Origin of the sequence: Phascolarctobacterium succinatutens (assembly GCF_958453765.1) — a bacterium.
GTDB classification, from domain to species: Bacteria; Bacillota; Negativicutes; order Acidaminococcales; family Acidaminococcaceae; genus Phascolarctobacterium_A; species Phascolarctobacterium_A succinatutens_B.
The window spans coordinates 251,646-275,601 of sequence record NZ_CAUDZA010000001.1 but is presented as its reverse complement, the minus strand read 5'-3'; the positions used below and the strand labels follow the sequence as shown (position 1 = coordinate 275,601).

At 47.7% G+C, this 23,956-nt stretch carries 27 protein-coding genes and 1 riboswitch; of the genes, 24 read left to right on the top strand and 3 right to left on the bottom strand.

Features of this window, described 5'->3' with window-relative positions; genetic code table 11:
• Positions 1-26 precede the first annotated feature (26 nt).
• Complete coding sequence (locus Q7Q81_RS01340; RefSeq protein WP_304273067.1) at positions 27-881, bottom strand: patatin-like phospholipase family protein; 855 nt, start codon at positions 879-881, stop codon at positions 27-29.
• Between the two features lie 434 nt (positions 882-1,315).
• A riboswitch (cobalamin riboswitch) is annotated at positions 1,316-1,461 on the top strand.
• 180 nt (positions 1,462-1,641) lie between these two features.
• On the opposite strand from Q7Q81_RS01340, the gene Q7Q81_RS01335 reads away from it, so the two are divergent.
• From Q7Q81_RS01335 to Q7Q81_RS01255, 17 genes are all read left to right on the top strand, one after another.
• Entirely contained in the window at positions 1,642-1,770 is a 129-nt protein-coding gene (locus tag Q7Q81_RS01335) for a hypothetical protein (RefSeq protein ID WP_256437809.1), read from the top strand.
• Between the two features lie 2 nt (positions 1,771-1,772).
• Positions 1,773-2,984 carry a Na+-transporting malonate decarboxylase, carboxybiotin decarboxylase subunit gene (gene madB / locus Q7Q81_RS01330; protein ID WP_304273064.1) on the top strand — a complete coding sequence of 404 codons (1,212 nt, stop codon included), beginning with the start codon at positions 1,773-1,775 and terminating at the stop codon, positions 2,982-2,984.
• A gap of 18 nt (positions 2,985-3,002) precedes the next feature.
• Positions 3,003-3,746, top strand: coding sequence for a biotin--[acetyl-CoA-carboxylase] ligase (locus Q7Q81_RS01325; RefSeq protein WP_304273063.1), 744 nt, complete (start codon positions 3,003-3,005; stop codon positions 3,744-3,746).
• A 43-nt stretch (positions 3,747-3,789) separates the two neighbouring features.
• Positions 3,790-4,239, top strand: a complete 450-nt coding sequence (locus Q7Q81_RS01320) for a HutP family protein (protein WP_304242599.1) — start codon at positions 3,790-3,792, stop codon at positions 4,237-4,239.
• A 157-nt stretch (positions 4,240-4,396) separates the two neighbouring features.
• Complete coding sequence (mdcA, locus tag Q7Q81_RS01315) at positions 4,397-6,070, top strand: malonate decarboxylase subunit alpha (RefSeq protein ID WP_293693739.1); 1,674 nt, start codon at positions 4,397-4,399, stop codon at positions 6,068-6,070.
• 15 nt (positions 6,071-6,085) lie between these two features.
• Positions 6,086-6,412, top strand: a complete 327-nt coding sequence (gene mdcC / locus Q7Q81_RS01310; protein WP_276635227.1) for a malonate decarboxylase acyl carrier protein — start codon at positions 6,086-6,088, stop codon at positions 6,410-6,412.
• Position 6,413: 1 nt separating this feature from the next.
• Positions 6,414-7,373 carry a biotin-independent malonate decarboxylase subunit beta gene (locus Q7Q81_RS01305; protein ID WP_304273060.1) on the top strand — a complete coding sequence of 320 codons (960 nt, stop codon included), beginning with the start codon at positions 6,414-6,416 and terminating at the stop codon, positions 7,371-7,373.
• A 28-nt stretch (positions 7,374-7,401) separates the two neighbouring features.
• Positions 7,402-8,283, top strand: coding sequence for a biotin-independent malonate decarboxylase subunit gamma (gene mdcE, locus Q7Q81_RS01300; protein WP_368500312.1), 882 nt, complete (start codon positions 7,402-7,404; stop codon positions 8,281-8,283).
• Between the two features lie 24 nt (positions 8,284-8,307).
• Positions 8,308-9,411: an acyl carrier protein gene (locus tag Q7Q81_RS01295; protein ID WP_304273057.1), complete on the top strand. Its 1,104-nt coding sequence runs from the start codon at positions 8,308-8,310 to the stop codon at positions 9,409-9,411.
• Positions 9,393-10,100, top strand: a complete 708-nt coding sequence (gene mdcG / locus Q7Q81_RS01290) for a malonate decarboxylase holo-[acyl-carrier-protein] synthase (RefSeq protein ID WP_304273054.1) — start codon at positions 9,393-9,395, stop codon at positions 10,098-10,100. Before Q7Q81_RS01295 ends, mdcG begins: the two co-directional genes overlap by 19 nt.
• 81 nt (positions 10,101-10,181) lie before the next feature.
• Positions 10,182-10,391, top strand: a complete 210-nt coding sequence (locus tag Q7Q81_RS01285; protein WP_210685164.1) for an acetyl-CoA carboxylase biotin carboxyl carrier protein subunit — start codon at positions 10,182-10,184, stop codon at positions 10,389-10,391.
• A gap of 92 nt (positions 10,392-10,483) precedes the next feature.
• Positions 10,484-10,693: an acetyl-CoA carboxylase biotin carboxyl carrier protein subunit gene (locus tag Q7Q81_RS01280; protein WP_210685164.1), complete on the top strand. Its 210-nt coding sequence runs from the start codon at positions 10,484-10,486 to the stop codon at positions 10,691-10,693.
• A gap of 89 nt (positions 10,694-10,782) precedes the next feature.
• A complete protein-coding gene (gene madL, locus Q7Q81_RS01275; protein ID WP_276635244.1) occupies positions 10,783-11,151 on the top strand; it encodes a malonate transporter subunit MadL in 369 nt (122 codons plus the stop codon).
• 1 nt (position 11,152) lies between these two features.
• The gene (gene madM / locus Q7Q81_RS01270; protein WP_304273051.1) at positions 11,153-11,920 is read left to right on the top strand and encodes a malonate transporter subunit MadM; all 768 of its coding nucleotides are present in this window, start codon (positions 11,153-11,155) and stop codon (positions 11,918-11,920) included.
• Positions 11,921-12,026: 106 nt separating this feature from the next.
• Positions 12,027-12,926: a triphosphoribosyl-dephospho-CoA synthase gene (locus Q7Q81_RS01265; RefSeq protein WP_304273049.1), complete on the top strand. Its 900-nt coding sequence runs from the start codon at positions 12,027-12,029 to the stop codon at positions 12,924-12,926.
• Positions 12,927-13,058: 132 nt separating this feature from the next.
• A complete protein-coding gene (locus Q7Q81_RS01260; RefSeq protein WP_304092909.1) occupies positions 13,059-14,015 on the top strand; it encodes an AEC family transporter in 957 nt (318 codons plus the stop codon).
• A gap of 33 nt (positions 14,016-14,048) precedes the next feature.
• Positions 14,049-14,474 (top strand): PaaI family thioesterase, encoded by a 426-nt coding sequence (locus Q7Q81_RS01255; protein ID WP_210685160.1) that lies wholly within the window; start codon positions 14,049-14,051, stop codon positions 14,472-14,474.
• A gap of 79 nt (positions 14,475-14,553) precedes the next feature.
• Here Q7Q81_RS01255 and Q7Q81_RS01250 read toward each other — a convergent pair whose 3' ends face one another.
• Both Q7Q81_RS01250 and gluQRS read right to left on the bottom strand, forming a co-directional pair.
• Positions 14,554-14,772, bottom strand: a complete 219-nt coding sequence (locus tag Q7Q81_RS01250; protein WP_040564521.1) for a hypothetical protein — start codon at positions 14,770-14,772, stop codon at positions 14,554-14,556.
• Between the two features lie 53 nt (positions 14,773-14,825).
• Positions 14,826-15,782, bottom strand: coding sequence for a tRNA glutamyl-Q(34) synthetase GluQRS (gene gluQRS, locus Q7Q81_RS01245; RefSeq protein ID WP_304273046.1), 957 nt, complete (start codon positions 15,780-15,782; stop codon positions 14,826-14,828).
• A gap of 212 nt (positions 15,783-15,994) precedes the next feature.
• Here gluQRS and Q7Q81_RS01240 point away from each other — a divergent pair, with 212 nt between their 5' ends.
• From Q7Q81_RS01240 to Q7Q81_RS01210, 7 genes are all read left to right on the top strand, one after another.
• The gene (locus Q7Q81_RS01240; RefSeq protein ID WP_304273043.1) at positions 15,995-16,555 is read left to right on the top strand and encodes a hypothetical protein; all 561 of its coding nucleotides are present in this window, start codon (positions 15,995-15,997) and stop codon (positions 16,553-16,555) included.
• 125 nt (positions 16,556-16,680) lie between these two features.
• The gene (gene trmB, locus Q7Q81_RS01235) at positions 16,681-17,319 is read left to right on the top strand and encodes a tRNA (guanosine(46)-N7)-methyltransferase TrmB (RefSeq protein WP_009144566.1); all 639 of its coding nucleotides are present in this window, start codon (positions 16,681-16,683) and stop codon (positions 17,317-17,319) included.
• Between the two features lie 13 nt (positions 17,320-17,332).
• Positions 17,333-18,511 carry an FtsW/RodA/SpoVE family cell cycle protein gene (locus tag Q7Q81_RS01230; RefSeq protein ID WP_304273041.1) on the top strand — a complete coding sequence of 393 codons (1,179 nt, stop codon included), beginning with the start codon at positions 17,333-17,335 and terminating at the stop codon, positions 18,509-18,511.
• Positions 18,508-20,541, top strand: a complete 2,034-nt coding sequence (locus Q7Q81_RS01225) for a penicillin-binding transpeptidase domain-containing protein (protein ID WP_304273038.1) — start codon at positions 18,508-18,510, stop codon at positions 20,539-20,541. Before Q7Q81_RS01230 ends, Q7Q81_RS01225 begins: the two co-directional genes overlap by 4 nt.
• Positions 20,542-20,658: 117 nt before the next feature.
• Complete coding sequence (locus Q7Q81_RS01220) at positions 20,659-22,329, top strand: formate--tetrahydrofolate ligase (RefSeq protein WP_304273035.1); 1,671 nt, start codon at positions 20,659-20,661, stop codon at positions 22,327-22,329.
• 115 nt (positions 22,330-22,444) lie between these two features.
• Entirely contained in the window at positions 22,445-23,275 is an 831-nt protein-coding gene (locus tag Q7Q81_RS01215; protein ID WP_304273033.1) for a bifunctional 5,10-methylenetetrahydrofolate dehydrogenase/5,10-methenyltetrahydrofolate cyclohydrolase, read from the top strand.
• Positions 23,276-23,311: 36 nt separating this feature from the next.
• Entirely contained in the window at positions 23,312-23,740 is a 429-nt protein-coding gene (locus Q7Q81_RS01210) for a VanZ family protein (protein WP_293693766.1), read from the top strand.
• Positions 23,741-23,956: the final 216 nt, after the last annotated feature.

Sequence of the window (23,956 nt, the reverse complement as noted above, 5' to 3'; positions counted from 1 at the left end):
ACTGAAAATAGTTTTGATAAAAGGATTTATTGCTGCTCTAATTCTTTTATCCTATCGATTGCAGCAAGTCCGCAGCCGATGCCGTGGTCATGCAGTGCCAGCAGCTTGTGCGGCTTGATATCGAATTTATCAATCGTAAGCGGAATCTGCGGGCGGATGATGACAGCCTTGCCATCACGTTCCATTTTTTCGACAGCCTCCAGCTGCTCGTTGTAGAGCTTAGGACGCTGCTCCATAATTTCCCACAGCTTGGGATATTTTTTGTATACTGATTTAAGCAGGAATTTGGGCACGCCCTTTTTCTTGCGGTAGCCTTCGTTGCGTGTGAGTACTACAATCAGCTTTTCGTAGCCTGCGTCGAGTGCTTTTTGGTAGGGAATGGGTGCCAGCAGTGCACCGTCGAGCAGCGCACGGCCTTCATGCTTGACTACAGGGGCAACGAAGGGCATGGAGGAAGAAGCGCGCACAGGAATAAAGTCCTGACCCATTGCTTCCTGATCGTACCAGACGCTTTCGCCGTTAACGATATCGGTAGCTGCTACCTGCAGTACGCCGGGATAGGTACGGTAGGCTGCATAGTCAAAAGGGAGCAGCTGCTTGGGAAGCTCCTTGAAGATAAAGTCAAAGCCGAAGATGCTGCCGCTTTTAATCCAGTTGCGCACGCTGAAGTAACGCTTATCGGTGACGTAGTGTTCGATAATCTGACGTGTGCGCAGCGGCTGGGCAGACATATATGATAAAATATTGCAGGCTCCGGCAGATACGGCGGTGATGTAGGGAAAGGTGAGCTGATGCGCCAAAAAGGCTTCAAACACACCGGCGGAAAACATTCCCCGCATACCGCCGCCCTCCAGAACGAGAGCTGTTTTTTGTAAATGCATAGTAAAGTCCTCCTAATTGCTATTATACACTAGTGGTGGAGAAATACCAATATAAGGTGTAGCGGATGATAACAGAAAAACTATCCTGATATACAGAAGAATTTAGCCTTATCAGGCACTGATGAAGCTGTTAAAGACGCATGAAATAAAACCTTGTTGAATTTGAAATGAATAAAAGATAGCCTGCCAAACACGAGTAAGTGTCATTAAAGTAACTTTAGGAATAATTTTTTTGTGAAATTGTTGACAAATACGTGAAAGTGATATAAAATATAGGCATCGAGAGACTATGAGAGAAAAAACAATTTCGTGTATATGTCCATAAAAACGAATAATGGAGACTGAGTGATTATGAGAAATTTCATTCAGTCTCTTTTTGCTTTTTTAAGGGTAAACATGAAATTAGTCAAATGAGATAGTATTTTGAGAGAACAACTAAAAAAACTGATTGAGGTGCCTGCCTGGTGCAGGGTAAATTAGGGAAAGCAGTGAAAATCTGCTACGGTCACGCCACTGTGATGCTTCTTGAAGCAAGCTTTAAGGAGTTAAGTCAGATCGCAGCCTTGATTATGTTATATATTTCTGCGAGAGACGGAGTGTATACGAGAGATCTGTGCCCAGATTTATTGTATCCTTTTCCGCCGCAAGCAGAAAAGGATATTTTTATTTGCCGTGATGTCCGGAAATTACTGCAGTAAAGATATTCGCAATTATAAAAATTATTAAATTTTCTTATAGGATGAAAGGAGACTAATTAATTATGAGCGTTGAACTTTATGCGTTGTTTTCTTACGCATTTACCGCAGCAATTGCTCTGGTTATGATTGGTGCTGTAGTACTGCTCAACAAGATTATGGGCGGTAGTAATGATGAAGGAGGTATGGAATAACAATGGACGGAAATATCGTTGCACAATTATTCCCTGGCATCGCATCTTTGATGGTTCAAGATACAACCATTGCTATTGCCAGAATCGCACTTATTGCATTTGGTTTTATTTTAGCTTACTTAGGTTTTAAACGTACCCTCGAGCCGTTGATTATGGTTCCGATGGGCGTTGGTATGATTTGTATTAACTGCGGCGTGCTGTTCTTGGATGGCGGCAAGCTGGGTACCCTGTTCCTGGATCCGTTGATTTCCGATCCTGCACAATTGGTTGATATCATGCAGATTAACTTCCTGCAGCCGATTTACAACCTGACCTTCAGCAACAGCTTGGTTGCTTGCGTAGTATTCATGGGCGTTGGCGCAATGTGCGAAATCGGCTTTATCCTGGGCAATCCCTGGACTTCCATTATTATCGCAATCTTCGCTGAATGCGGTACCTTCGTAACTTTGGTTTTGGGCGTACATCTTGGCCTGACACCTCCGGAAGCTGCAGCAGTTGCTTCTATCGGCGGTGCTGACGGACCGATGGTTCTGTTCACATCCCTGATGCTTGCTCCGCACCTGTTCGTTCCGATTTCCGTAATCGCTTACCTGTATCTGTCTCTGACTTATGCCGGCTATCCTTGGCTGCTGAAAATGCTGGTTCCGAAAGCTCTGCGCGGCAAAGACATTATGTTCTATGCTCCGGAAGTTCCGAAATCCAAAAAATTCATCTTCATTCTGGTATGCTGCGCACTGCTCTGCCTGCTGCTGCCGATGGCTGCTCCGCTGATTATGTCCTTCTTCCTGGGCATGGCTATTAAAGAAGCAGAAATCGTACCTTACCAGGATTTGATTGAAAACACACTGCTGTACACCGGTACTCTCATGCTCGGCCTGCTGCTTGGCACCCTGTGTGAAGCTTCCACTCTGCTGAATCCGAAAGTTGCTCCGTTGATTGTTCTGGGCATTCTTGCTCTGGCAGTTTCCGGTGCAGTTGGTATCCTGGGCGGTTACGTTGTTTACTGGTTCAAGAAAGGCGACTTCAACCCGGTTGTTGGTATTGCCGGCGTATCCTGCGTACCGACCACTGCTAAAATTGCTCAGCATGCTGCTGAGGATGAAGATCCGTTTGCAATCGTTCTGCCTGTTGCTATGGGCGCTAACATCGGCGGCGTTATCGTATCCGCTATCGCTTGCGGCGTATTCATCGCAACCATTGGCATGGTTAAATAATTAACCTGATAAATTATTATGAAAATACAGCTTCGAGAATTTGATGTATTGAAATCAACAAATGAAACTGCTGTAGCTATGGCCCGAGAGGGCGCTCCCGAAGGAACCGTTATTGTTGCTGCCAGGCAGGATGGCGGACACGGCCGTATGCAACGTGTCTGGAGTTCGCCGCTTGGCGGCCTATGGTTTACCGTTATCCTTCGACCGCAAATCGATCCCCAATTTGCTGCTCAAATTACCTTGCTTGCAGGCGTAGCTGTGGCTAAGGCCGTACGCAGACTGTATGATACGGAAAGCGTGAAAATAAAGTGGCCTAATGACCTGCTGTTAGACGGTAAAAAAATCTGCGGCATTCTTTCTGAGCTACAGCTTGATGAAAACGGCGTAGTAGATTATGCTATAGTTGGTATTGGTGTAAACGTGGCGCTGTCAGCTGCAGACTTCCCTGCGGAAGTTGCTGCAACTGCAGCTTCCCTCAATGCCAGCCTGCATAAGGACTTTACCTGCGATCAGGTGCTGGCTGCTATTATGGAAGATTTTGGTATCTTGTATGACAAGTGGCTGCGGCAGGGCGCAGATGTCGTGATGAGAGAATGGCAAAAGCTTAATTGCACAGTCGGCAGACACGTGCTGGTGAAAGATAACGATCAGGTTATTTTTGCCGGTACTGTAATAGCCGTAGATGAAGAAGGTGCAATTATAGTGCGCAATGAGCAAGGGATAGTTCAAAGCTTTAACTTTGGTGAAATAAGTATCCGCTAAATGCTTCATAGATTTTTATTTGAGAAGAGAAGGAGTGATTGGGATGATGGCTAGTACTGCTCCAGGTTTCCTGGAAAATAGTATTGCGAGCCCCGGAATTGCAGCAATGATGTTGGCTTTGACTCAGACTATTTATGATGAGGACCTGGCCAAGCAGCTGGTGGCGAAGAAAGGGCTAAAAGCTGTAGTCACCGAGGTGGGAGGCAAAACAAATTTTTATGATTTCAATGAGAGAATTAACCGGGCTGTTATTGGGGCTTGTTTAAATTCAGGACTTATTGAAAAAAAGAGCAATGATATTCATGCAGTTATTCATGCTACAGAAGAGGCTAAAAGAGGGTTGTTAGTGAGTGTTAGCACAAGTGCAAGCCTGGCAATGAAAATTGCTGTAGTAAGAAACGAGCATTGGATAGCAGTTGCCCTGTTTGGAAAATCTGCACTGCATTACATGACTAATCATGAACGTGCAGGGTTAGGTGTAATGCATATATAGGTGCATATATTATCGGACTGAATCACAATTAAAATTTCATATTGGTGATAGAGAGAGCGAGAGCAGACAGCCGGTTTAAGCGGCTGTTACCCCTACTCTCTTTTTTTGTCCGATTTTTTATATGAAGCTTTTCTTAATTCAGAAAGGAGAGACCGTAATGGAGTTCAAAAAAGTTACCCGTGAGTGGGACACTCTGAAAAAGGACGCAATGGAGCGCGCAAAAAATGCTGCTCCGCTGGTCAAGGAAGGGAAAATCGTTGATGCTAAAGATACAGTTGCTTTGCTGGAAGCTGTAATCAAACCTTACGACAAAGTTAACATCGAAGGCAACAACCAAAAGCAAGCTGACTTCCTGGCTAAATGCCTGTGCCAAGTTGATCCCGCTAAGATTCATGATCTGCACATGGTTCAATCCGTGTTGACTCTTCCTGAACATCTGGATGTATTCGAAAAAGGTATTGCTAAAAAGCTGGATATGTCTTTCTCCGGTCCGCAGGCTGGCCGTATTGCCCAATTCCTGCAGGAAGGCAAACTGGAGTTAGGTGCTATTCACACTTATCTGGAATTATATGGCCGTTATTTCCTGGACCTGACCCCGCGTGTTGCTCTCGTTGCAGCTACTATGGCTGACAGAGAAGGCAATCTGTTCACCGGCTTCAGCACCGAGGATACTCCGGCTATCGTTGAAGCAACTAAATTCCGTCAAGGCATTGTTATCGCTCAGGTAAACCAAATCGTTGACAAGCTGCCTCGCGTTGATATTCCGGCTGACTGGGTTGACTATGTAATCCAATCTCCGAAACCGTTCTACATTGAGCCTCTGTTCACCCGTGACCCGGCACTGATTACCGATGCACAGGTACTCAAAGGCATGATGGCAATTAAAGGTATTTATGGTGAATATCAGGTTGAATCCATGAACCATGGCATCGGTTTTGATACCGCTGCTATCGAACTCTTGCTGCCGACCTACGGCGAAGAGCTTGGCCTGAAAGGCAAGATCTGCAAGAACTTCATCCTGAATCCGCATCCGACTCTGATTCCTGCAATAGAAACCGGTTGGGTAGAATCCGTTCACTGCTTCGGCGGAGAGCTGGGTATGGAAGATTATGTAGCTGCTCGCAGCGATATCTTCTTCGTTGGCCCGGATGGTTCCATGCGTTCCAACCGTGCATTCTCTCAAACTGCAGGCCACTATGCAATTGATATGTTCATCGGCGGTACTCTGCAGATTGACCCGTACGGCAATAGCTCCACTGCAACTGCTAACCGTGTTGCAGGCTTCGGCGGCGCACCGAACATGGGCTGCGACCCGAAAGGCCGTCGTCATTCCTCCGGCGCATGGCTCAAATGCGGCGAAGAATACGCACTCAACAAAGAGCTGTGGGGACCTGTACGTCGCGGTAAACGCCTTGTTGTACAATTGGCAGAAACCTTCCGTGAAAAACTGGCTCCTGGCTTCGTAGAAGAGCTGGATGCTTTCAAGCTGGCTAAAAACGCTAACCTGTCTATTGAACCTGTTATGATTTACGGCGATGACCTGACTCATATCATTACTGAAGAAGGTATCGCATATCTGCCGAAGTGCCGCAACATGGAAGAGCGTACTGCTGCTATCCGTGGTATTGCAGGCTTTACCGAAGTTGGCATGAAAGCAGACCCGAAAGAAACCAAACGTCTGCGTGAGCTGGGTATCATCAAAACTCCGCAAGACCTGGGTATCGATATGAGCAGAGCTAACCGCTCCATGCTGGCAGCTAAGAACGTACATGACCTGGTTGAATGGTCCGGTGGCCTGTACAATCCGCCTGCTAAATTCAGAAACTGGTAATAGGAGGAGCTTAAAATGGCATTACAAAATCTGGAATTTGAGTTTGAATCTGAAAATACCCAAACCATTAACCCGGAATGGTCCCATATGGGCGTAACCGGCTCTGGTGACCTGGAAGTTATGTTTACCAAAAAAGACCTCGGTGGCAAAGTTCAGGCTAAAGTTTGCACTCCTGTAGTTGGCTTTGATGCTGTTTGGGAAAAAATGCTGGGTAAATTCGTTAACGATACCGGCGTAGGCAACATCGTTATTGAAATCAACGACGATAATGCTACTCCTATCGTAGTATACATGAGATTGCGCCAGGCTCTGGCAGAAGCAACCGCAAAGGAGGCTGAATAAGATGAAAAACTGGAATGAATTGGAAAAAAGCAGCTTCTTTGATGCTAATGCCCGTGAACGTGCTGTAGGTCTGTGCGACAAAGGCACCTTTACCGAACTGCTCGGACCTCATGATCGCTTTGAAAGTCCGCATCTGCCGGTACTCGGTACTGCAGTAGAGTTTGATGACGGCACCGTAACCGGTGTTGGCCTGATTGGCAAGCACCCTGTATTCGTAGTTTCTATGGAAGGCAAATTCATCGGCGGTGCTATCGGCGAAGTTAACGGTGCGAAAATGGTTAACACCCTGCGCCTGGCTCTGAAAGCAGCTAAAGACATCAAAGCTGCTCATGCTGATGACTATGACGCTCGTCGTCCTCTGGTTGCTATCTCCTTTGAAACTGGCGGTGTTCGTCTGCACGAAGCAAATGCCGGCCTGCTGGCTCATGCTGAGGTTATGGACGCAATTCAGGATTGCCGCCGCATTCTGCCGATTGTTGCAGTTGTAGGCTCCAAGGTTGGCTGCTTCGGCGGTATGGGCTTCGTAGCTGCTGCTACCGACGTTATCGTTATGAACGAAGAAGGCCGTATCGGTCTGACCGGTCCTGAAGTAATTGAGCAGGAAATGGGCAAGGACGAATTCGACGCTTCCAACAAAGCTCTGGTATATCGTACTACCGGTGCTAAACATAAATACATCATCGGTGACTGCAACTATCTGGTTGAAGACACCGTCGGCGATTTCAAAGCTGCTCTGGCTGAGGTTGCTGACCTCTCTATGGAGGCTATCGAAAAAATGCGCCGCATCGGCTCTCTGGAGCTGGTTCAGGAACAACAAGGTCTGGTTAAGCTGGTAGCTGAAATGCAGCCTAAGGATTCCATGGACCTGTGGAAATACTATGGTAACGAAAACCCTGCTGAACTTCCGGAAATGACTACCGAAGAATTCCTGAAAGTTGCTAAACGCAGACCGCGTGCATAAGAGAAGGAGGTAAAGAAACATGGATGAAATGGAAAACACTATGATTGGCCGTGGCCGTGACGCAATTGAAATGATTGTTGACGCAGGCTCCTTCGATGAAAACAAAATCGGCACTGCTGAGTTCGACCCTGATTATGGCCCGGGCGCTGTAGTTGGTACCGCTAAGCTGAAAGATGAAACTGTAACTGTAATCGCAAACGATGCATATGCGTTCAATGACCGCTTCCCGGTTGTATTCGGCGGCGTAATCGGTCTGGAAGAAGGCTATAAGATGGCTACCGCAGTATACCGTACTATGGAAGCTGATAAAGATAAACCGGAAGCTGAAAAACGCCCGATTGTTCTGATCGTAGACACCCCGGGCAACGGCCCCGGCAAAATGGAAGAAATTGCCGGCATGAACAAATCTACCGGCGGTTACCAGCTGGCATTGGCTGAAGCACGCAAATCCGGTCATCCTATCGTAGCAATGGTAATCGGCCGTGCAATCTCCGGCGCATTCCTGTGCCATGGCCTGCAGGCTGACGAAATCCTGGCTCTTTCTCCGGAATTCGGCACTATGATTCACGTAATGCCTCTGACCTCTATCTCCCGTATCACTAAGATGGATATTGAGCGTCTGGAAGAGCTGGCAAAGGTTAACCCGGTATTCGCACCTGGCGTTAACTTCTTCTACAACCTGGGCGGCGTAAAAGAAATCGTCCACAAGGTTGAAGACATGCGCGACGTTGTTGCAAAGCATGTTAAAGAAGTACAGGAGCTTAAAGCTGCCGGCAAATATGAGCAGCTCGGTCCTTGGGGCCGTGGTCTGGACGGCAACGAACGCGGTGGCCGTGTAAATCGTCTGAAAGCTATGGCTAAAATGAACGAAGAGTTCGCTGCTGTTGCTGATAAATATATCAACGCATAATTATAGGTAGAAAGAAGGGGTAGTATGAAAGGAATTCTGGCTGAAATAGCATCGATGGTTAAGGACTTTGGTTCTGCACCTACATTTGCAGAGATGCCGCGCAAGACATTAGCTGACAAAGGCATTGCGGGACCGACCGCCGCTCATACGATAGAAGAGGTTCATACTCCCCTTAATCTTGCTTATCTTACTTTTACTACAGGTTCATCTGCTTTTCAAAATATTGTCGGCATTACTTTTGCTGAACTGCCTGCACGCGTGAAGGCTTCCTTTACGGTTCTGGAGCGGGCAGGTCTTAAAGCAGGGGATAAGGTTCTGGTTACTTATCCTCCTCTGGTAAATGTTTTCAGTGGTGAAGCCTTTAAAAAATATGGCCTGCAATGGGAATTTTTAGTGCGGTCCAGCAGAGATGCTTTTTTGGCAGCGCTTTATGAATTCCAGCCGAAGGCTGTTGTAGGTGAATCTTCTTTTATCAGAGCTTCCTTGGAAGATGCTAAGCATATGGGTGTTGCAGATGAGCTGCCAAAAGATATTGTTTTGCTTACTGCTGGTACGCCTTTGGATTTGGAACTGCTGCCGATAGCGCAGGAGGTTCTGAATGCGGAGGTCCATGACTTGTATGGCTGCCAGGAATTTGGCTGGCTGTGCATGGACGGAGTGCCGGTGCGTGATGATATAGAGCTTGTAAAGCTGCCTGATAACGGCGGGCAGGATATGTATGAACTGGTCGTAGGCGGTTTACCTATGGGTGACAGCTTCCCAGTTTCCGAAAGCGGTCACGTATGTAACCGTAATGGTAAGGTAATTACCTACCGACGTGAACGGACTTATCCTGAATATGAAGTGATTGTAAAGGCTACAACACTTACTTCTACTGTTACCTTAGGCCGTGTAGCAAGGTCGATATTGCGCATTAAGGGCCGTGTAGTCAAGATTAGTCCGGATGTAGTTACAGGTGCCGAGCACACTGTACTGGAACTGATACCTGATTACATTACAGCCGGCAAGCAGCAAGGCATTATAATCGAGGGATCGGCAAAGACCAGATTCTTTGATGATTTGGTACAGGCACAGCTCGATTATCAACAGAAAGCGAAGGCGGACCCGACATGGACAAAACGCAATTAAAAAGACATAATCTGGTATTTATATCGAAGCAGGGAAAAGACAAAATCTGGAGCGATATTTCCCCGCGCTATGATGGCGAAAGTAAGAACCTTGCAGAAGAGGTTTTACAGGGAAGCGTGGATATACCCGGTTTTGTGCGTCGTAATGATGCGGACAATACAGAGGGAATTGCCATTGGCTTTGTCCATCATAAACGTATAGGCGGAAACCGTATCCGCATAGGTGCTTTTACTGCTGCTGATGATATAGTTACGATTATGACACCTTATGAGGTTCTGACACGCAGGGCGTTTGCCTTTACAACGCGCAACCGTTGCATGCAGATAGTGCGCCAGCTATATGAATTGGCTGACGTATTCGACCTGCAGATTGGCGTACTTGGTTCTGCTGCCCTGGAGCTGATAACAGGACTGCCGTATACAGATGAAAACTCAGATATCGATTTAATAGTCAAACCGGCGGGTTATAACCGTCTGCTGCAGTTTTACCGCGCAGCACAGGCCTGCTGTAATGACATTAATATGGATTTTGAGCTTGATTTGCCCAATGGCTACGGTGTCAAGCTTGCTGAAATGTTTATGGAAACTCAGACTGTACTTGGTAAAAGTTTAGAAGATGTCTCCTTGCTTAATCGTAAGGATGTCATGCAATATTTGAAATCTGAAAGTCTTTGCAGCTGTCAGGCTTAAAAAGACTAAAATAAGCTTTTTAATAAAGTTACAATGGGGAAACAATCCCCTAATTTTAAAGATTAAAGGAGTAAGAAAATCATGGAAATTAAATCTCGCGTACCTGGTAAAATCGTTCGTTTTGAAAAACAAGTTGGTGACACTGTTGCAGTTCGTGACGTACTGATCGTTATGGAAGCAATGAAAATGAAACAACTGGTACCTTCTCCGGTAGCAGGCGTAGTAAAAGAGTACAAAGTACAACCCGGCGACCGTGTAAGCGCTGGTCAAGTTGTTGCTATCGTTGAATAATTCTGCTATACAGATAATCGTGTGCAAGGCCGCTTTTACGCCTTTCACCGTGATTTGGCATAAAACAATTTAAATTTAAGGAGAAATGAATCATGGAAATTAAATCTCGCGTACCCGGTAAAATCGTTCGTTTTGAAAAACAAGTTGGTGACACTGTTGCAGTTCGTGACGTACTGATCGTTATGGAAGCAATGAAAATGAAACAACTGGTACCTTCTCCGGTAGCAGGCGTAGTAAAAGAGTACAAAGTACAACCCGGTGACCGCGTAAGTGCCGGTCAAGTTGTTGCTATCGTTGAATAATTTTTAACGGTTTAACCCTTAGTTGTTTCGTCGCCCTCGGCTGTTTGAGGGCGGCGATAATAAAAAATTGTACTATGAGGTGAAAAATAATGGCAATTTATGGTGTAGCTTTATTGGCTGCCTGCTATATTGTAGGCATTTTCCTCGGTGACGTATTCGGTGGCCTGGTTGGTGTAAAAGCTAACGTTGGCGGTGTAGGCTTCGCAATGCTGTTTTTGATTTTGTTATCCAACAAGGGCATTGACGAAGGCTGGCTTGATTCTAAAGCTCAGAGCGGTATTGCTTTCTGGTCTGCAATGTACATCCCTATCGTTGTTGCTATGAGCTCTATTCAGAACGTTGTAGCAGCTCTGAAGGGTGGTCCTTTGGCTATTGGCGGCGGTGTTGTTGGTGTTGCCGTAGCTTTTGCTTTGATTCCTATCATTGGCAAGCTTTTTGGCAAGAAAGAGGTGAAGTAAGATGGATTTTACTGCAATGTTTATGAAGGTATGTACCAAAAATGGTTTGGTATTCTCCTTTATGCTGATCGGTATCATTACTTTAATTACTTATAAGCTTTCCGGACTGACCAAAGGTAAGGTTCATGGCAGTGCTATCGCAATCTTCGCAGGTCTGGTATTGGCTTATATCGGCGGTATTACTACCGGCGGTTCCAAAGGCCTGGCTTCCATTCCCATGTTTGCCGGTGTCGGCATGATGGGCGGCGGCATGTTCCGTGACTTCGCTATCGTTTCTACTGCTTTCGGCGCTGACCTGCGCGAAATCAAAAAGTGCGGCGTTGTTGGTGTAGTTTCCTTGCTGATGGGCGTATTAAGTTCCTTTGTTGTTGGTGCTGTTATGGCATACTTCATGGGCTATCCTGATGTAGTTTCCATGGTAACCGTTGGCGCCGGCGTTTGCACCTTCGTTGTTGGCCCTGTAACCGGTGCTGCTCTTGGCGCTTCTTCCGATGTAATTGCGATTTCTATCGCAGCAGGCGTTGTAAAATCCGTACTCGTTATGGTTGTTACTCCGTTTGTTAAAAACATGGTTGGTCTGGACAACCCGCAATCTGCTATGATTTATGGTGGCCTGATGGGTACTTCCTCCGGCGTTGCTGCCGGTCTGGCTGCTGTTGATGCTAAGCTGGTTCCGTATGGTGCAATGACTGCAACCTTCTATACCGGTACCGGTTGTCTGCTGTGCCCGTCCATTCTGTATTTAGCTACTAAGGCTATTATGGGTTAGGCTGCAGTTTAAAAATTTTCCAAGGCATATGATACGGAGAAAGTAGGCAGGAATAATGAGTGAGCTAAAATTTTTACTTCAGAGAGTAGACAAAGACGAAATAAAAATGGACTTAAATAATTACACCTGCAAACTTTCTCCTTTCGATGCTGATTTGCAAAAGGTCGGTCAATATCTGACGCAGGCAATATTGCTGGAAGTATCTACGCATCCTAAACCGGGTCTGGTAACCAGATTATCCAATGGTGCGCATAAGGATATGAGTATTTTTACCTTTATGATGAGCTCCGCTGTTCTGAGCAAAGCGTTCAATGATTTGCAGGATATCGGACAGGCACATAGAGGAACCTTGGCAGAGCTTTTCTGCAAGCTGCGCAGCTACGGCGTTGGCGCAGAGGCAGAGCTTTTGAGAGTGACTAAGGGAGTGAATACACAGCGGGGAATTTTATTCGCCGGCGGCATAGTGAGCGCTGTAAGCGGCTATGTTATGAATATGGGGCTGAGCAGAGATGCTTTACTGCCTCTGATTAAGGAAATGGCTGCAGGCTTAGTAGCCAGGGAATTGAAGAATCTTGACCATGCTGCAATGACAGCAGGCGAAAAGCTATATTATAAATATGGTATTACAGGTATTCGCGGAGAGGTTGAAAATGGTTTCCCGAGTGTGGTAAACTATGGACTGCCCGCTTTGGAAGATGCCTTTGACAAAGGTGCGACGATTAATGATGCTTTAGTGCATGCATTGATAGCTTTGATGACTGTTGTTGAGGACAGTAACATTATCTGGCGCACTGATTATGATACTTTGTTGGAAGTGCAGAGAATTGCTAAAAACATTCTGAGCCTTGGCAGTGTCTTCGCCGAAAAAGGCAGAATGGCTATAGCTGAGACTGAGAGGTACTTTTTGCAAAGGCACATTAGTCCGGGAGGCAGTGCAGATTTGCTTTCCGTTACTATTACTTTATATTTACTCGAACATAAGGAATTTCCCCGGGATATATTTTAGGGACATGGTATATCAGGCAATTCCTTGACATACACAGATGCATAGCACATAGATGCTAATACTCCTCCATTTAGCATAGCAAGGTACGGTAGGGACAGCCGTACCTTGTTGTGCGTTGGAAAAAGGTGAATAATGATGATAAATTTTGTTTTACAAGCTCTCGATGGTATTTTTACGATTGTTTTTGTAGTCGGTATCGGTTATGTACTCAGTAAAAAAGGCTGGTTTGATGATAAAAGCAGTGCTTTGATTGCTAAGCTGGTTACAACGGTATCACTGCCGCTGTATATGATTACCAGTCTGACGAAAAACTTTACGGCAGAAAAGCTTGTCGAGCTGGCACCTGATATGCTGCTGCCGGTATGCTCTATGCTTTTGGCACTGATTGTCGGCAAAACAGCAGCTAAGCTGCTGCATGTACGTCAGGGAAGACGCGGCGTTTTTGTTACCAACTTTTTTATAGCTAATACCATGTTTATCGGCTTACCGGTAAATCTGGCGCTGTTTGGTGATGAAAGCATTCCCTCCGTTATGCTGTATTATATGGTTAACCTGACCTTCTTCTGGACGTTGGGTGTGCAGAATATAGTTGCGGATATTGAGGGCAAGGCCGGCGGTATTTTTTCTATGCAGGTGCTGAAAAAGCTGTGGTCACCGCCGCTGATGGGATTTGTGGCAGCAATTCTGCTTATAGTGCTGAATATACCGCTGCCGAGGTTTTTGGCACGTGGCTTTCAGTATGTCGGCAATCTGACAACGCCGCTGTCTTTGGTATTTATCGGCATTGAGATAAGCAAAATCAACTTGCGTGATTTCAATTTTGAAAGAGATATTTGGGGCGGTTTGTTCGGCCGTTTCATTGTCTGCCCGCTGTGCGTGTTGTGCCTGGTGCCGCTGATTAATGTAGCGCCGATTTCCGTCAAGGTTTTTGCTATGCAGGCTGCTATGCCGGCAATGACACAGATGGCTATAGTCTGCAAGCAGTATGGCGGCGACAGCCGGTATGCGGCGGCGCTTTCGTTTATCACCATTATCGGCGGACTTTTGGTAATTCCTGTTTACATGACTGTGGTTAATATGTATTTTTAAGCTTTAACATAACAATTGAAAGGTGGCGTTTTTATGAATCCGGAAGAAATTATCCGCAAAATGTGGAGCAGCAACGCATTTATGAATGTCCTGAAAATCGAAATCAAGGAGGTGCACTGCGGTGGTGCAACCTTGGTGATGCCTATTGATTTTGATATTCATACCAATCATTGGCTTGGCGTGCATGGCGGTGCCATGGCAGCGCTGGCAGATTGCGTAACCGGTATTACCTGTGCCTCTGTCGGCAAAATCTGTACAACGCTGAATATGAATATTGATTATATCAGCAATGTGCGCGGACTGGGCGCACTGAGCGTTACAAGCAGAATTGTACATAAAGGCCAGTCTACGATTAATATTGTTTCGGAAATTAAGGATGATGCAGGCAACCTGATCTGTAATGTTACTTATATTATGTTCGTTATGGATAAGCTGCAGGAAGTACCGGAAAAATGGTAATAAAATAAAAAACTGCCTTGAGGCAGCCACGATAAATATCGTAAGCTGCTTCAGGGCAGTTTTGCTTTTACGCCTTAGCTTATCTGTACTTGTTAGTGTGCTTCTTTTTGGTGTGCTGCTCGCGGTAATCGGCCTGCACCTGATATACCTGATAGATATACAGAGCGCACAGGGGAATTGCTACAATCAGACCTAACCAGCGGTTGTTGAAGAAGTAGCTGCCTGCCATGCCGCCGAGCAAGCTGATGATAAGTACAATCAGCATATTAACCTTGATTTTCATTAAATATTTTTTCATTATATATTCCTCCCAGGTTTTATAATCAGTGAAATGTGTTATTGCCTGCGCAATCAAAGCAGTTGCGGTACAACAATATTGTCTTGGGGAACTTTTTCCGGACGGAAAAGCGGCAGCAGCTCTGCTGCTGTAATAGGCTCCGGCTTGGGCAGCTGGCCTGCAAGATAGCCCAAGAGGCCGATAATGGGCTCCGGACTGCCGAAGTGCTGCCTGAGGGCTGCAATTTCCAGATCACCGTCGCGCTTGGAAAGCCTGCGTCCTGCAGCATCTGTCAGCAGCGGAATGTGGCAGAAGGACGGCGGCGTAAGGTTCAGCAGGCGGTAAAGATAAAGCTGTACCGGCGTGGAGCTGAGCAAATCACAGCCACGCACTACCTGATTTACGCCCATGAGCGCATCGTCGATGACAACAGCCAACTGGTAGGCGTAGACGCCGTCGCTACGGCGCAGGATAAAGTCACCGCATTCGTGCGCCAGATTGGCCTGCTGCCTGCCGTAGTGCATATCCGTAAAGGCGATAAGCTCGTCATCAACCTTGATGCGCCAGGCGGGACGGCGCTGCTGCATTTTGGCGCTGCGCTGCTCTGCCGTAAGTTCGCGGCAGGTGCCGGCGTAAATAATACGTCCGTCGCTGGCGTGGGGCGCTTCGGCGGCGTGCAGCTCGCTTCGGCTGCAAAAGCAGGGATAGACAAGCCCCTGCTGCTGTAAAAGGTCGAAGCAGTGAGCGTAAATATCGCTGCGGCGGCTTTGGAAAAAGCTGTCGCTGTCAGTGCTGCAATACGCACCCTCGTCCCACGTCAGCCCCAGCCATTCCAGCTCGCGGGCCAATGCGTCAGCCTTGGCGAGGGAACAGCGCTGCGGGTCCAGGTCTTCGATGCGCAAAACTATTTTGCCGCCGCTGCTTTTGGCATAGAGCCAGGCCAGCAGGCTGCAGAAAACGTTGCCTAGATGCAGAAAGCCGCTGGGCGTAGGTGCAAAGCGTCCTACGACAGGCGTATTGTCCGCTGTCACTATTTCTCACCACCTTGACCGAATATCAATATATACTCTAATATTTTACCATAAACTCTCCTGCTTTGCTCAGAAGATTAGTTAGTATGAAGGAAAAAGTTTGCGGCAGCGGCGATTTCACTATAATCTCACTGTTTCGTCCGTCTTCTTTGCTGTATAATGTAATTATAAAAAATAAAATGCTTTGAAAGCTGCATAAATGAGGTGAGAAAATGACAGAATGTTTGGATGAGCACAAAATGAAATATGCTGTTGATACGGATAAAGAGGCGGAGGATATCTGCCGCTGGGCTGCTGCCCGTGCCGGGGTAATTGTTGTTGCTCCGGTAGTAGGCACGATGACGCTGATGGCGAACGAGGTTTATATGATTACTCGCCTGGCTAAGCTACGTGGTATTAAACTTTCCGAAAGTGCCGTGCTGGGACTTTTAGGTTCTTTGGGCGGTGCCTTTGTAGGACAGACCTTGGCAACGCTGATTCCATTTGCACCGGTGCAGATTCCCGTGGGCATGTCGGTGACCTACGCTGTGGGCAAGGTGGCGAATGCTTGGCTGGAAGCAGGCTGCCCGGAGGATTTGTCTGCCTTTAAAACAACCTATGAGGAGGCACGCATCGAAGGCATTAAAATGCTGGGCGAGCTGAAGAATATGGCCTGCAAGGATAAGCCGCTGGGCGATGAAAGCCGTCGCTTTGAGGTGGATGACGATTCGCCGGCAAATAAAAAGGTCGACGATTTGCTGCGTAAGGTAAAGGGCGTGTTGAAGAAGGACTGAGACACCTGCTTATGCCGGTAGTGTAGTTATTATGCTGCCGGCTTTTTTTATAATTCTTTTCCCAAGGTAAGGGGATTTGTTGTATAATATATACTTGAGAAAATATTTTTATGTGAGGTCTGAATATGCGCTTAAGAAAAAAACCATGGATTGAAGAAGCTATGAAGGAAGTGCAGGGAGAATACGTTTTCCTGCATGATATTGATAAGTTTAAGGGACATTGGCAGGAAATGTTTCCGGGCAAACGTCTGTGTCTGGAAATCGGCTGCGGCAAGGGACGCTTTACCATCGGCATGGCAGAGCTGTATCCGGATAAGGCCTTTATCGGCATTGAAACACAGCATGATATTGCTTATTTTCCCGCTAAGGCAGCGAAGGACAAGGAGCTGACGAATGTTAAAATCATTTGCGCTAATGCCGAAAACCTGCTGGACTGGTTCGAGCCCGGCGAAATCAAGGAGCTGTATCTGAATTTCAGCGACCCCTGGCCGAAGGCACGTCATGCCAAACGCCGTCTGACGCACCGCAACTTCCTGGCATTGTACAAGCAGCTGTTGGGCGAGGGCGGTCACCTGCGCTTTAAAACGGATAACCGCGCTCTGTTTGATTTTTCCGTAGAGGAATTCAAGGAGTTCGGCCTGCAGATTATTGCTTTGAGCTATGACCTGCATCATTCCGAATATGAGAACCCTGTACAAACAGAATATGAGCAGAAATTCAGTGCGCTGGGTACGCCGATTAATTTCTGCGAGGTAGTTTTTTAAATAGGGCTTTGCCATGAATAAGAGATTTTTGTTATGGGATAATCCCCGTCAGGCTATTTTTACTCTTATGGCCGTGCTGCTGCTGCTTGGCGGCATCAATGTGTTCAGTGCCAGCTTGTATGATAACGGACTGTCTTATCTGCTTCGCTATTACCTTTGTGCTGTGCTGGGCTTTGTGGGAATTTATTTTATCCGTAAAATAGGCTACAAAAGGCTGCTGAATAAAAGATTTCTGTGGATATGCTATTGCATAGTGCTGGTTATGCTGGTAGTAGTACATTTTTGGGGAGCAGCCAATAAGGGTGCTACACGTTGGATTTATATCGGTTCTTTTTCTATCCAGCCGTCAGAGATAGCTAAGCTGGTGCTGATTATGCTGTCAGCCAGATTTTTGGGCAATGCGATGAAGCTGGGAGAGAAGATAAGCCTGTATAAGGGCGAATGCCTTCTGGTAACCATGGCAACGGGTATAGCTGCCTTTGGCGTTCTCGTGCAGCCTGATCTGGGAACCGCGGCGATTATTGCTACGCTGGTAATGGGTATGTTTATTATTGCCGGGCTGCCTGCACGTTGGATAACAACTATTGTTGGCTTTGGTGCTGTTGGCGCTGTGCTTTTGTCAATAAGTTCGGAATATCGTCTGCAACGTCTGCATGTGTGGTTTGACCCATGGCTCGACCCGCAGGGCAAGGGCTATCAGATGGTGCAGTCGCTGCTGGCAATTGGCAGCGGCGGCCTTACAGGCACCAACTGGGGACACGGCGCAGCAAAGTTCGCTTATTTGCCGGAGGCTCATACTGACTTTGCTTTTGCTGTTTTTTGTCAGGAAAACGGCTTTTTCGGAGCGCTTATTCTGCTGCTTGTTTTTTGTCTGCTGGGAGTTGCTTTTTATAAGATTACAATCAGTACGCGGGATCAGAAGGGCTTTTTGCTGGCAGCCGGAGTTACCTTTTTAATCATCGGTCAGGCTTTTGCCAATATGGCGATGGTTTGCGGTATTTTCCCCGTTATCGGTGTACCGCTTATTTTTATCAGCTACGGCGGCAGTTCAATGATAATTTCGATGGCGGCAATCGGTTTGCTGCTGTCGGTTTATGATGAGGAAGAAAAGCAGCAGCTTCTGGATGCCGAGCCGCCGGAAAAACGCCGCAGTGATTTGCGTGTTGTGGGCAGCAGGAGGTGGCAGCAATGAAGCCTTTTGCTTTTTTAGACAGTAAAAGACGTTTTACAGCCTTATGTATATGTATGGTTGTAATTGTAGCCGGTGTGTTTTTGCGTTTAATCTGGCTGCAGGTAGTGCAGGCAGACAAGCTCAAGCAGCTGACGAAATCACAGCTGACGGCAGAGTATATACGCGGCACTCCGCGCGGACGCATTGTTGACCGTGACGGCGAGGAGATGGCTGTGAGCATTATGACGGGTTCGCTTTACGCAGACCCGGAAATGATGCAGGACGAGCAGGATGAAAAGAACAAAAAAACCGTGCAGCGTGATGTACGACGCTTAAGTGCGGATTTGCTGGCACCGGTGCTGAAAACGGATGCCCAAAAGCTTTATGGTATTTTTACCGGCGGCGGACGCTTTGTCTGGCTGAAGCGCACGATGGAGCCGAAGGAAGCAGCACAGGTACAGAAAATTATTAAGGATAATGATTTGAAGGGCCTGCATTTTCTGGAGGAAAGCAAGCGCTATTATACTAAAAAGCGTGCTGCGGCGCAGATTCTTGGCTTTATCGGTACCGATGACAAGGGCCTGAGCGGCCTGGAATATCAGCTTGATGATGTGCTGAAGGGCAGCGAAACAACATATTCCAAACTGCATGATGCGGTGGGCAAGCAGCTTTTAGGCTTGATGGTGAATGATCCGGGGCATGAGCTGCAGCCGAAGCAGGAAAAGCTGCCTACGGTCTATCTGACGTTGGACAGCAAAATCCAGTACGTGCTGGAGGATGCCATGGACGATGCTATGGCACGCACTAAGGCTAAGGGTGCGGCAGCCATCATCATGGACCCGTACACCGGTGAAATTTTGGGTATGGCCAGCCGTCCTACCTTTGACCCGAATAATTTCGGCAAGTACAGCCCCGACAGCTGGACAAACCGTGCCGTTTCCATGATTTACGAGCCCGGTTCGGTATTTAAGCCGATTGTCGGCTGCATGGGATTGACGGAGGGCATTATTACACCTGATACACCTATTCAGGACAACGGCCGTATCAAGATTGCCGACCGCGTAATCTATAACTGGGATGGCGAAGGCATGGGTACGGTGCCGTTTTCTACGGTTATCAAGTTTTCTATCAACACCGGTATGGTACAGCTGGGCATGAAGCTGGGAGCGGACAGGCTTATCAGCTATGCGAAAAAGTTTGGCTTCGGTACGCCTACTGGCATTGAGCTTCCCGGTGAAGAGGGAGGCATTCTGTATAATCCCAAGGATATGTATGAGCCTGACGTAGCGACGATGGCTATCGGTCAGGGCGTTGCGGTGACGCCTTTGCAGGAGCTGCGCGCTATCTGTGCGATTGCCAACGGCGGTGAGCTGCTGCAGCCGTATATCATCAAAAAAATTGTGGCTGCCGACGGAACCGTTATCAAGGAAGGCAAAAAGATGGTAGTACGCAATGTTATTACCGAGCAGGTTGCACGCCAGATGCGCGAGATGATGGAAAAGGTAGTCAGCGAGGGCGGCGGCAAGACTGCAGCAATCAAGGGCTACCGCATTGCCGGCAAAACAGGTACGGCGGAGAAGCTGGCAGCAGGCGGCGGTTATGCTGCCGGTCAGTACATTGCTTCCTTCGTGGGCTTTGTGCCTGCGGATAAACCGCGTTATGCTATGCTGGTTATGCTGGATACGCCTCAGGGAGCCTTCTACGGCTCGCAGGTCAGCGCCCCTATCTTCCGCGATACGCTGCAGCAGATACTTGTTGCCAAGGGTATTCAGCCCGCAGCGAGCGAAGGCCTGCCTTCTTTCGAGGAGATGAATGCCATCGGACAGAAGGATGAAAAGAAGCCGAAGCAGCTGCCGGTGCTGCAAAGAATGCCGGACGGCAAAATCAAGCTGCCGGATTTCAAAGGACTGGACATGCGCAATACTGTCGATTTGCTGGAGCCGTATAAGCTGAAGCTGAAGCCTTACGGCAGCGGTCATGCATGGCAGCAGAAGCCGCCTCCGGGCAGTGAGGTGCTTGAAAACACTACGGTAGAAGTGTGGTTTAACTAAAAATTTTTGTATTATTTTACTTCCCCGGGCAGGAAAAAAGCTGCTCGGGGAAGAACTATATAAGATACTTTGCCACCATGCGCAGTTTTTTACGCAATGAAATAGGAGGAGATAAACATGTTATCCGATATTGAAATTGCCCAACAGGCAAAAATGCAGAAAATTACTGATGTTGCTGCAAAATTAGGCATTAGCGAGGACGATATTGAATTATATGGCAAATATAAAGCAAAACTGTCCTACGATTTAATCCGCCGTGTTAAAGATAAAAAAGACGGCAAGCTGATTCTGGTTACCGCTATCACCCCGACTCCGGCAGGCGAAGGCAAGTCCACTACTACCGTAGGTTTGGCACAGGGCCTGGCTAAGCTCGGCAAAAAGGTTATCGTAGCTCTGCGCGAGCCTTCCCTCGGCCCCTGCATGGGTATTAAGGGCGGCGCTGCAGGCGGCGGCTATTCTCAGGTTGTGCCGATGGAGGACATCAACCTGCACTTTACCGGTGATTTCCATGCTATCACCTCCGCACATATGCTGCTGGCAGCAATGCTGGACAACCATATCCAACAGGGCAACGCTCTGAACATTGACCCGCGCCGTATTGCGTGGAAGCGTGTTGTAGATATGAATGACCGCGAGCTGCGCAACATCGTAGTAGGCCTGGGCGGCAAGGCTCACGGCGTACCGCGTCAGGACGGCTTTGACATCACCGTTGCTTCCGAGGTTATGGCTATTCTTTGCCTGGCAAGCAGCCTGCATGACCTCAAGGAGCGTCTGGCAAAAATTATCGTTGCTTACGATTACAACGGCAATCCTGTTACCGCAGGCCAGATTAAGGCTCAGGGCGCAATGGCAGCTCTGCTGAAGGATGCCGTTAAGCCTAACCTGGTACAGACTCTGGAAAACGTACCGGCAATCATCCATGGCGGTCCGTTCGCTAATATTGCCCATGGCTGCAACAGCGTTATGGCAACTCAGACCGGCCTGAAGCTTGCTGATTATACTATCACCGAGGCAGGCTTCGGCGCTGACCTGGGTGCAGAAAAATTCTTTGACATCAAATGCCGTTATGCCGGCCTGAAACCGGACGCAGCCGTTATCGTTGCTACCGTACGTGCACTGAAGATGCACGGCGGCGTACCGAAAACTGACCTGAAGACTCCGAACGTAGAGACAGTTAAAAAAGGTCTGGTAAATCTGGAGAAGCATATCGAAAACGTTAAAAAATTCGGCGTTCCCTGCGTAGTTGCTATCAACATCTTCGCTCAGGATACCGCAGAGGAGCTGGAGGCAGTTCGCGAGCACTGTGCTAAGCTTGGTGTTAACGTTGCACTGTCCGACGTATTCGCTAAAGGCGGCGAAGGCGGTATCGACCTTGCTAAGGAAGTAATTGCTTTGGCAGACAGCGGCGAGAGCAAATTTGCGCCGATTTATCCGTTGAAAATGAGCCTGAAGGGCAAGATTGAAACCATCGCTAAGGAAATTTATGGTGCTGACGGCGTTAACTATACTAAGGAAGCAGACAAAGCTCTCAAGGAATTTGAAGAGCTTGGCTACGGCAACCTGCCTATCTGCATGGCTAAAACCCAATATTCCTTCTCCGATGACCCGGCACTTTTGGGCCGTCCGAGCGGCTTCAAGATTACTATCCGCAACTGCCGCATTGCAGCAGGCGCCGGCTTTATCGTAGTTCTGACCGGTGATGTTATGACTATGCCCGGTCTGCCTAAGGTTCCGGCAGCAGAGAAAATTGATGTTACTGATGATGGTGTTATCAGTGGTCTCTTCTAAAAAAGGCTGACGGATAAAGCGCCATCCTTTAAGGAAATCGGAGGATAAAGCGCCATCTGCGTTCCTGTTTTGCTATCTATAATAAATCAACTATGCTTTTTGAGGTGAATTTACTATGGAAACTGTTTTAATGAGGGGTAAGCCTGTTGCTGATGTTTACCGTGAGGCTATTGCCAAAAAGATTGCTGTTGCCAAGCAGCACGACTTGGTAGTAACCCTGGCTATTTTGGTTGTGGGTGATGATCCCGCATCTCACGTATATAAGGACAGGCTGGTCAAATTAATTGAAAGTCTGGGCGGTGCCGCTAAGGTTATCACCTGCCCTGCCGATACTCCGGAGGAGGAGGTTATCAGCATCATCAAAAAGCTGAACCGTAACCGCTACGTTACCGGTATTATGCCGATGATGCCGATGCCGAAGCATATCAACAGCGATAACGTGGGCGCGGCAGTTTCGCCGAACAAGGACGTGGACTGCCTGAATCCGCAGAATATCGGTGATGTGTTCATGGGCCGCAGCCGCTTTGCTGCCTGCACTCCGCGTGCCTGCATGGCAACGCTGGCGCACTATGGCATTGAGCTGGAGGGCAAGAACGTTGTCGCTATCGGCCGCAGCAATGTTGTAGGCAAGCCGGTAAGCGTACTGCTGCTGCAGCAAAACGCTACTGTTACCATCTGCCATTCGCGTACACGCAACCTGCCGGAGATTTTAAAGCAGGCTGATGTTATTGTCGCTGCAGTGGGCAAGGCCTGCTTTGTGAAGCCGGAAATGGTTAAGGAAGGCGTTGTGATTGTGGACGTAGGCATCAACGCTGTTGACGGCAAGCTGGTGGGCGACGTTGACCCCGCAGTTGCCGAAAAGGCGAGTGCCTTTACGCCTGTGCCCGGTGGTATCGGTGTTGTCAGCAATATGATGGTAATGGAGTGCCTGACACGTCATATCTGATTTTGCTGCAGGTACAATAATTAAGTGGGGAGCTTTATGAAATATTTATGGGTTTTTCTCACTGCCTGCCTTGTGGGCATTATCTATTATAATTCGTCGCTGCCCTTGAAGCAGTCTTCCGAGATTAGCGGCTGGTTTGCTGCGCTGACGCAGCTTTTGGCGCAGCATCTGGATATTCATCTGGCGGGCGATGTTGAGCATCACATCCGCAAAATGGCGCATTTCTGCGAATTTGCGCTGCTGGGACTGCTGCTGTGCCGCAGCTTCAGTGCCTGGGGCGTGCCTAAGCTTACGGCAACCGGTTATATTCTCTTTTTAGCGCTTTTGGTAGCTGTAATAGATGAATATATCCAAGCCTTTTCGCCAGGACGTGCCAGCAGGGTGAAGGATGTGCTGCTGGATTTCAGCGGTGTCTTCTGTGCCTGGCTGGAATATCGCATCTGGGAGTGGAGCGCACGAAAATAATTAAAAATTGCAGGCTGCAGCTTGGCGCCGACAGGCGTCCGGCTGCAGCTTTTTGCTGTTTCAGAGTATTGGTGCAGAGAAAATAAATGCTTTTGCAGACATTTTGCCGCTTCTCCTGCTTGCACTCATCGTTATCCTGTGCTATAATTTTGGTTAACAGATGGTGCACGTTAAAAACGTCAAGGTTAACGTACCACTTATTTTTTTACAGCATAA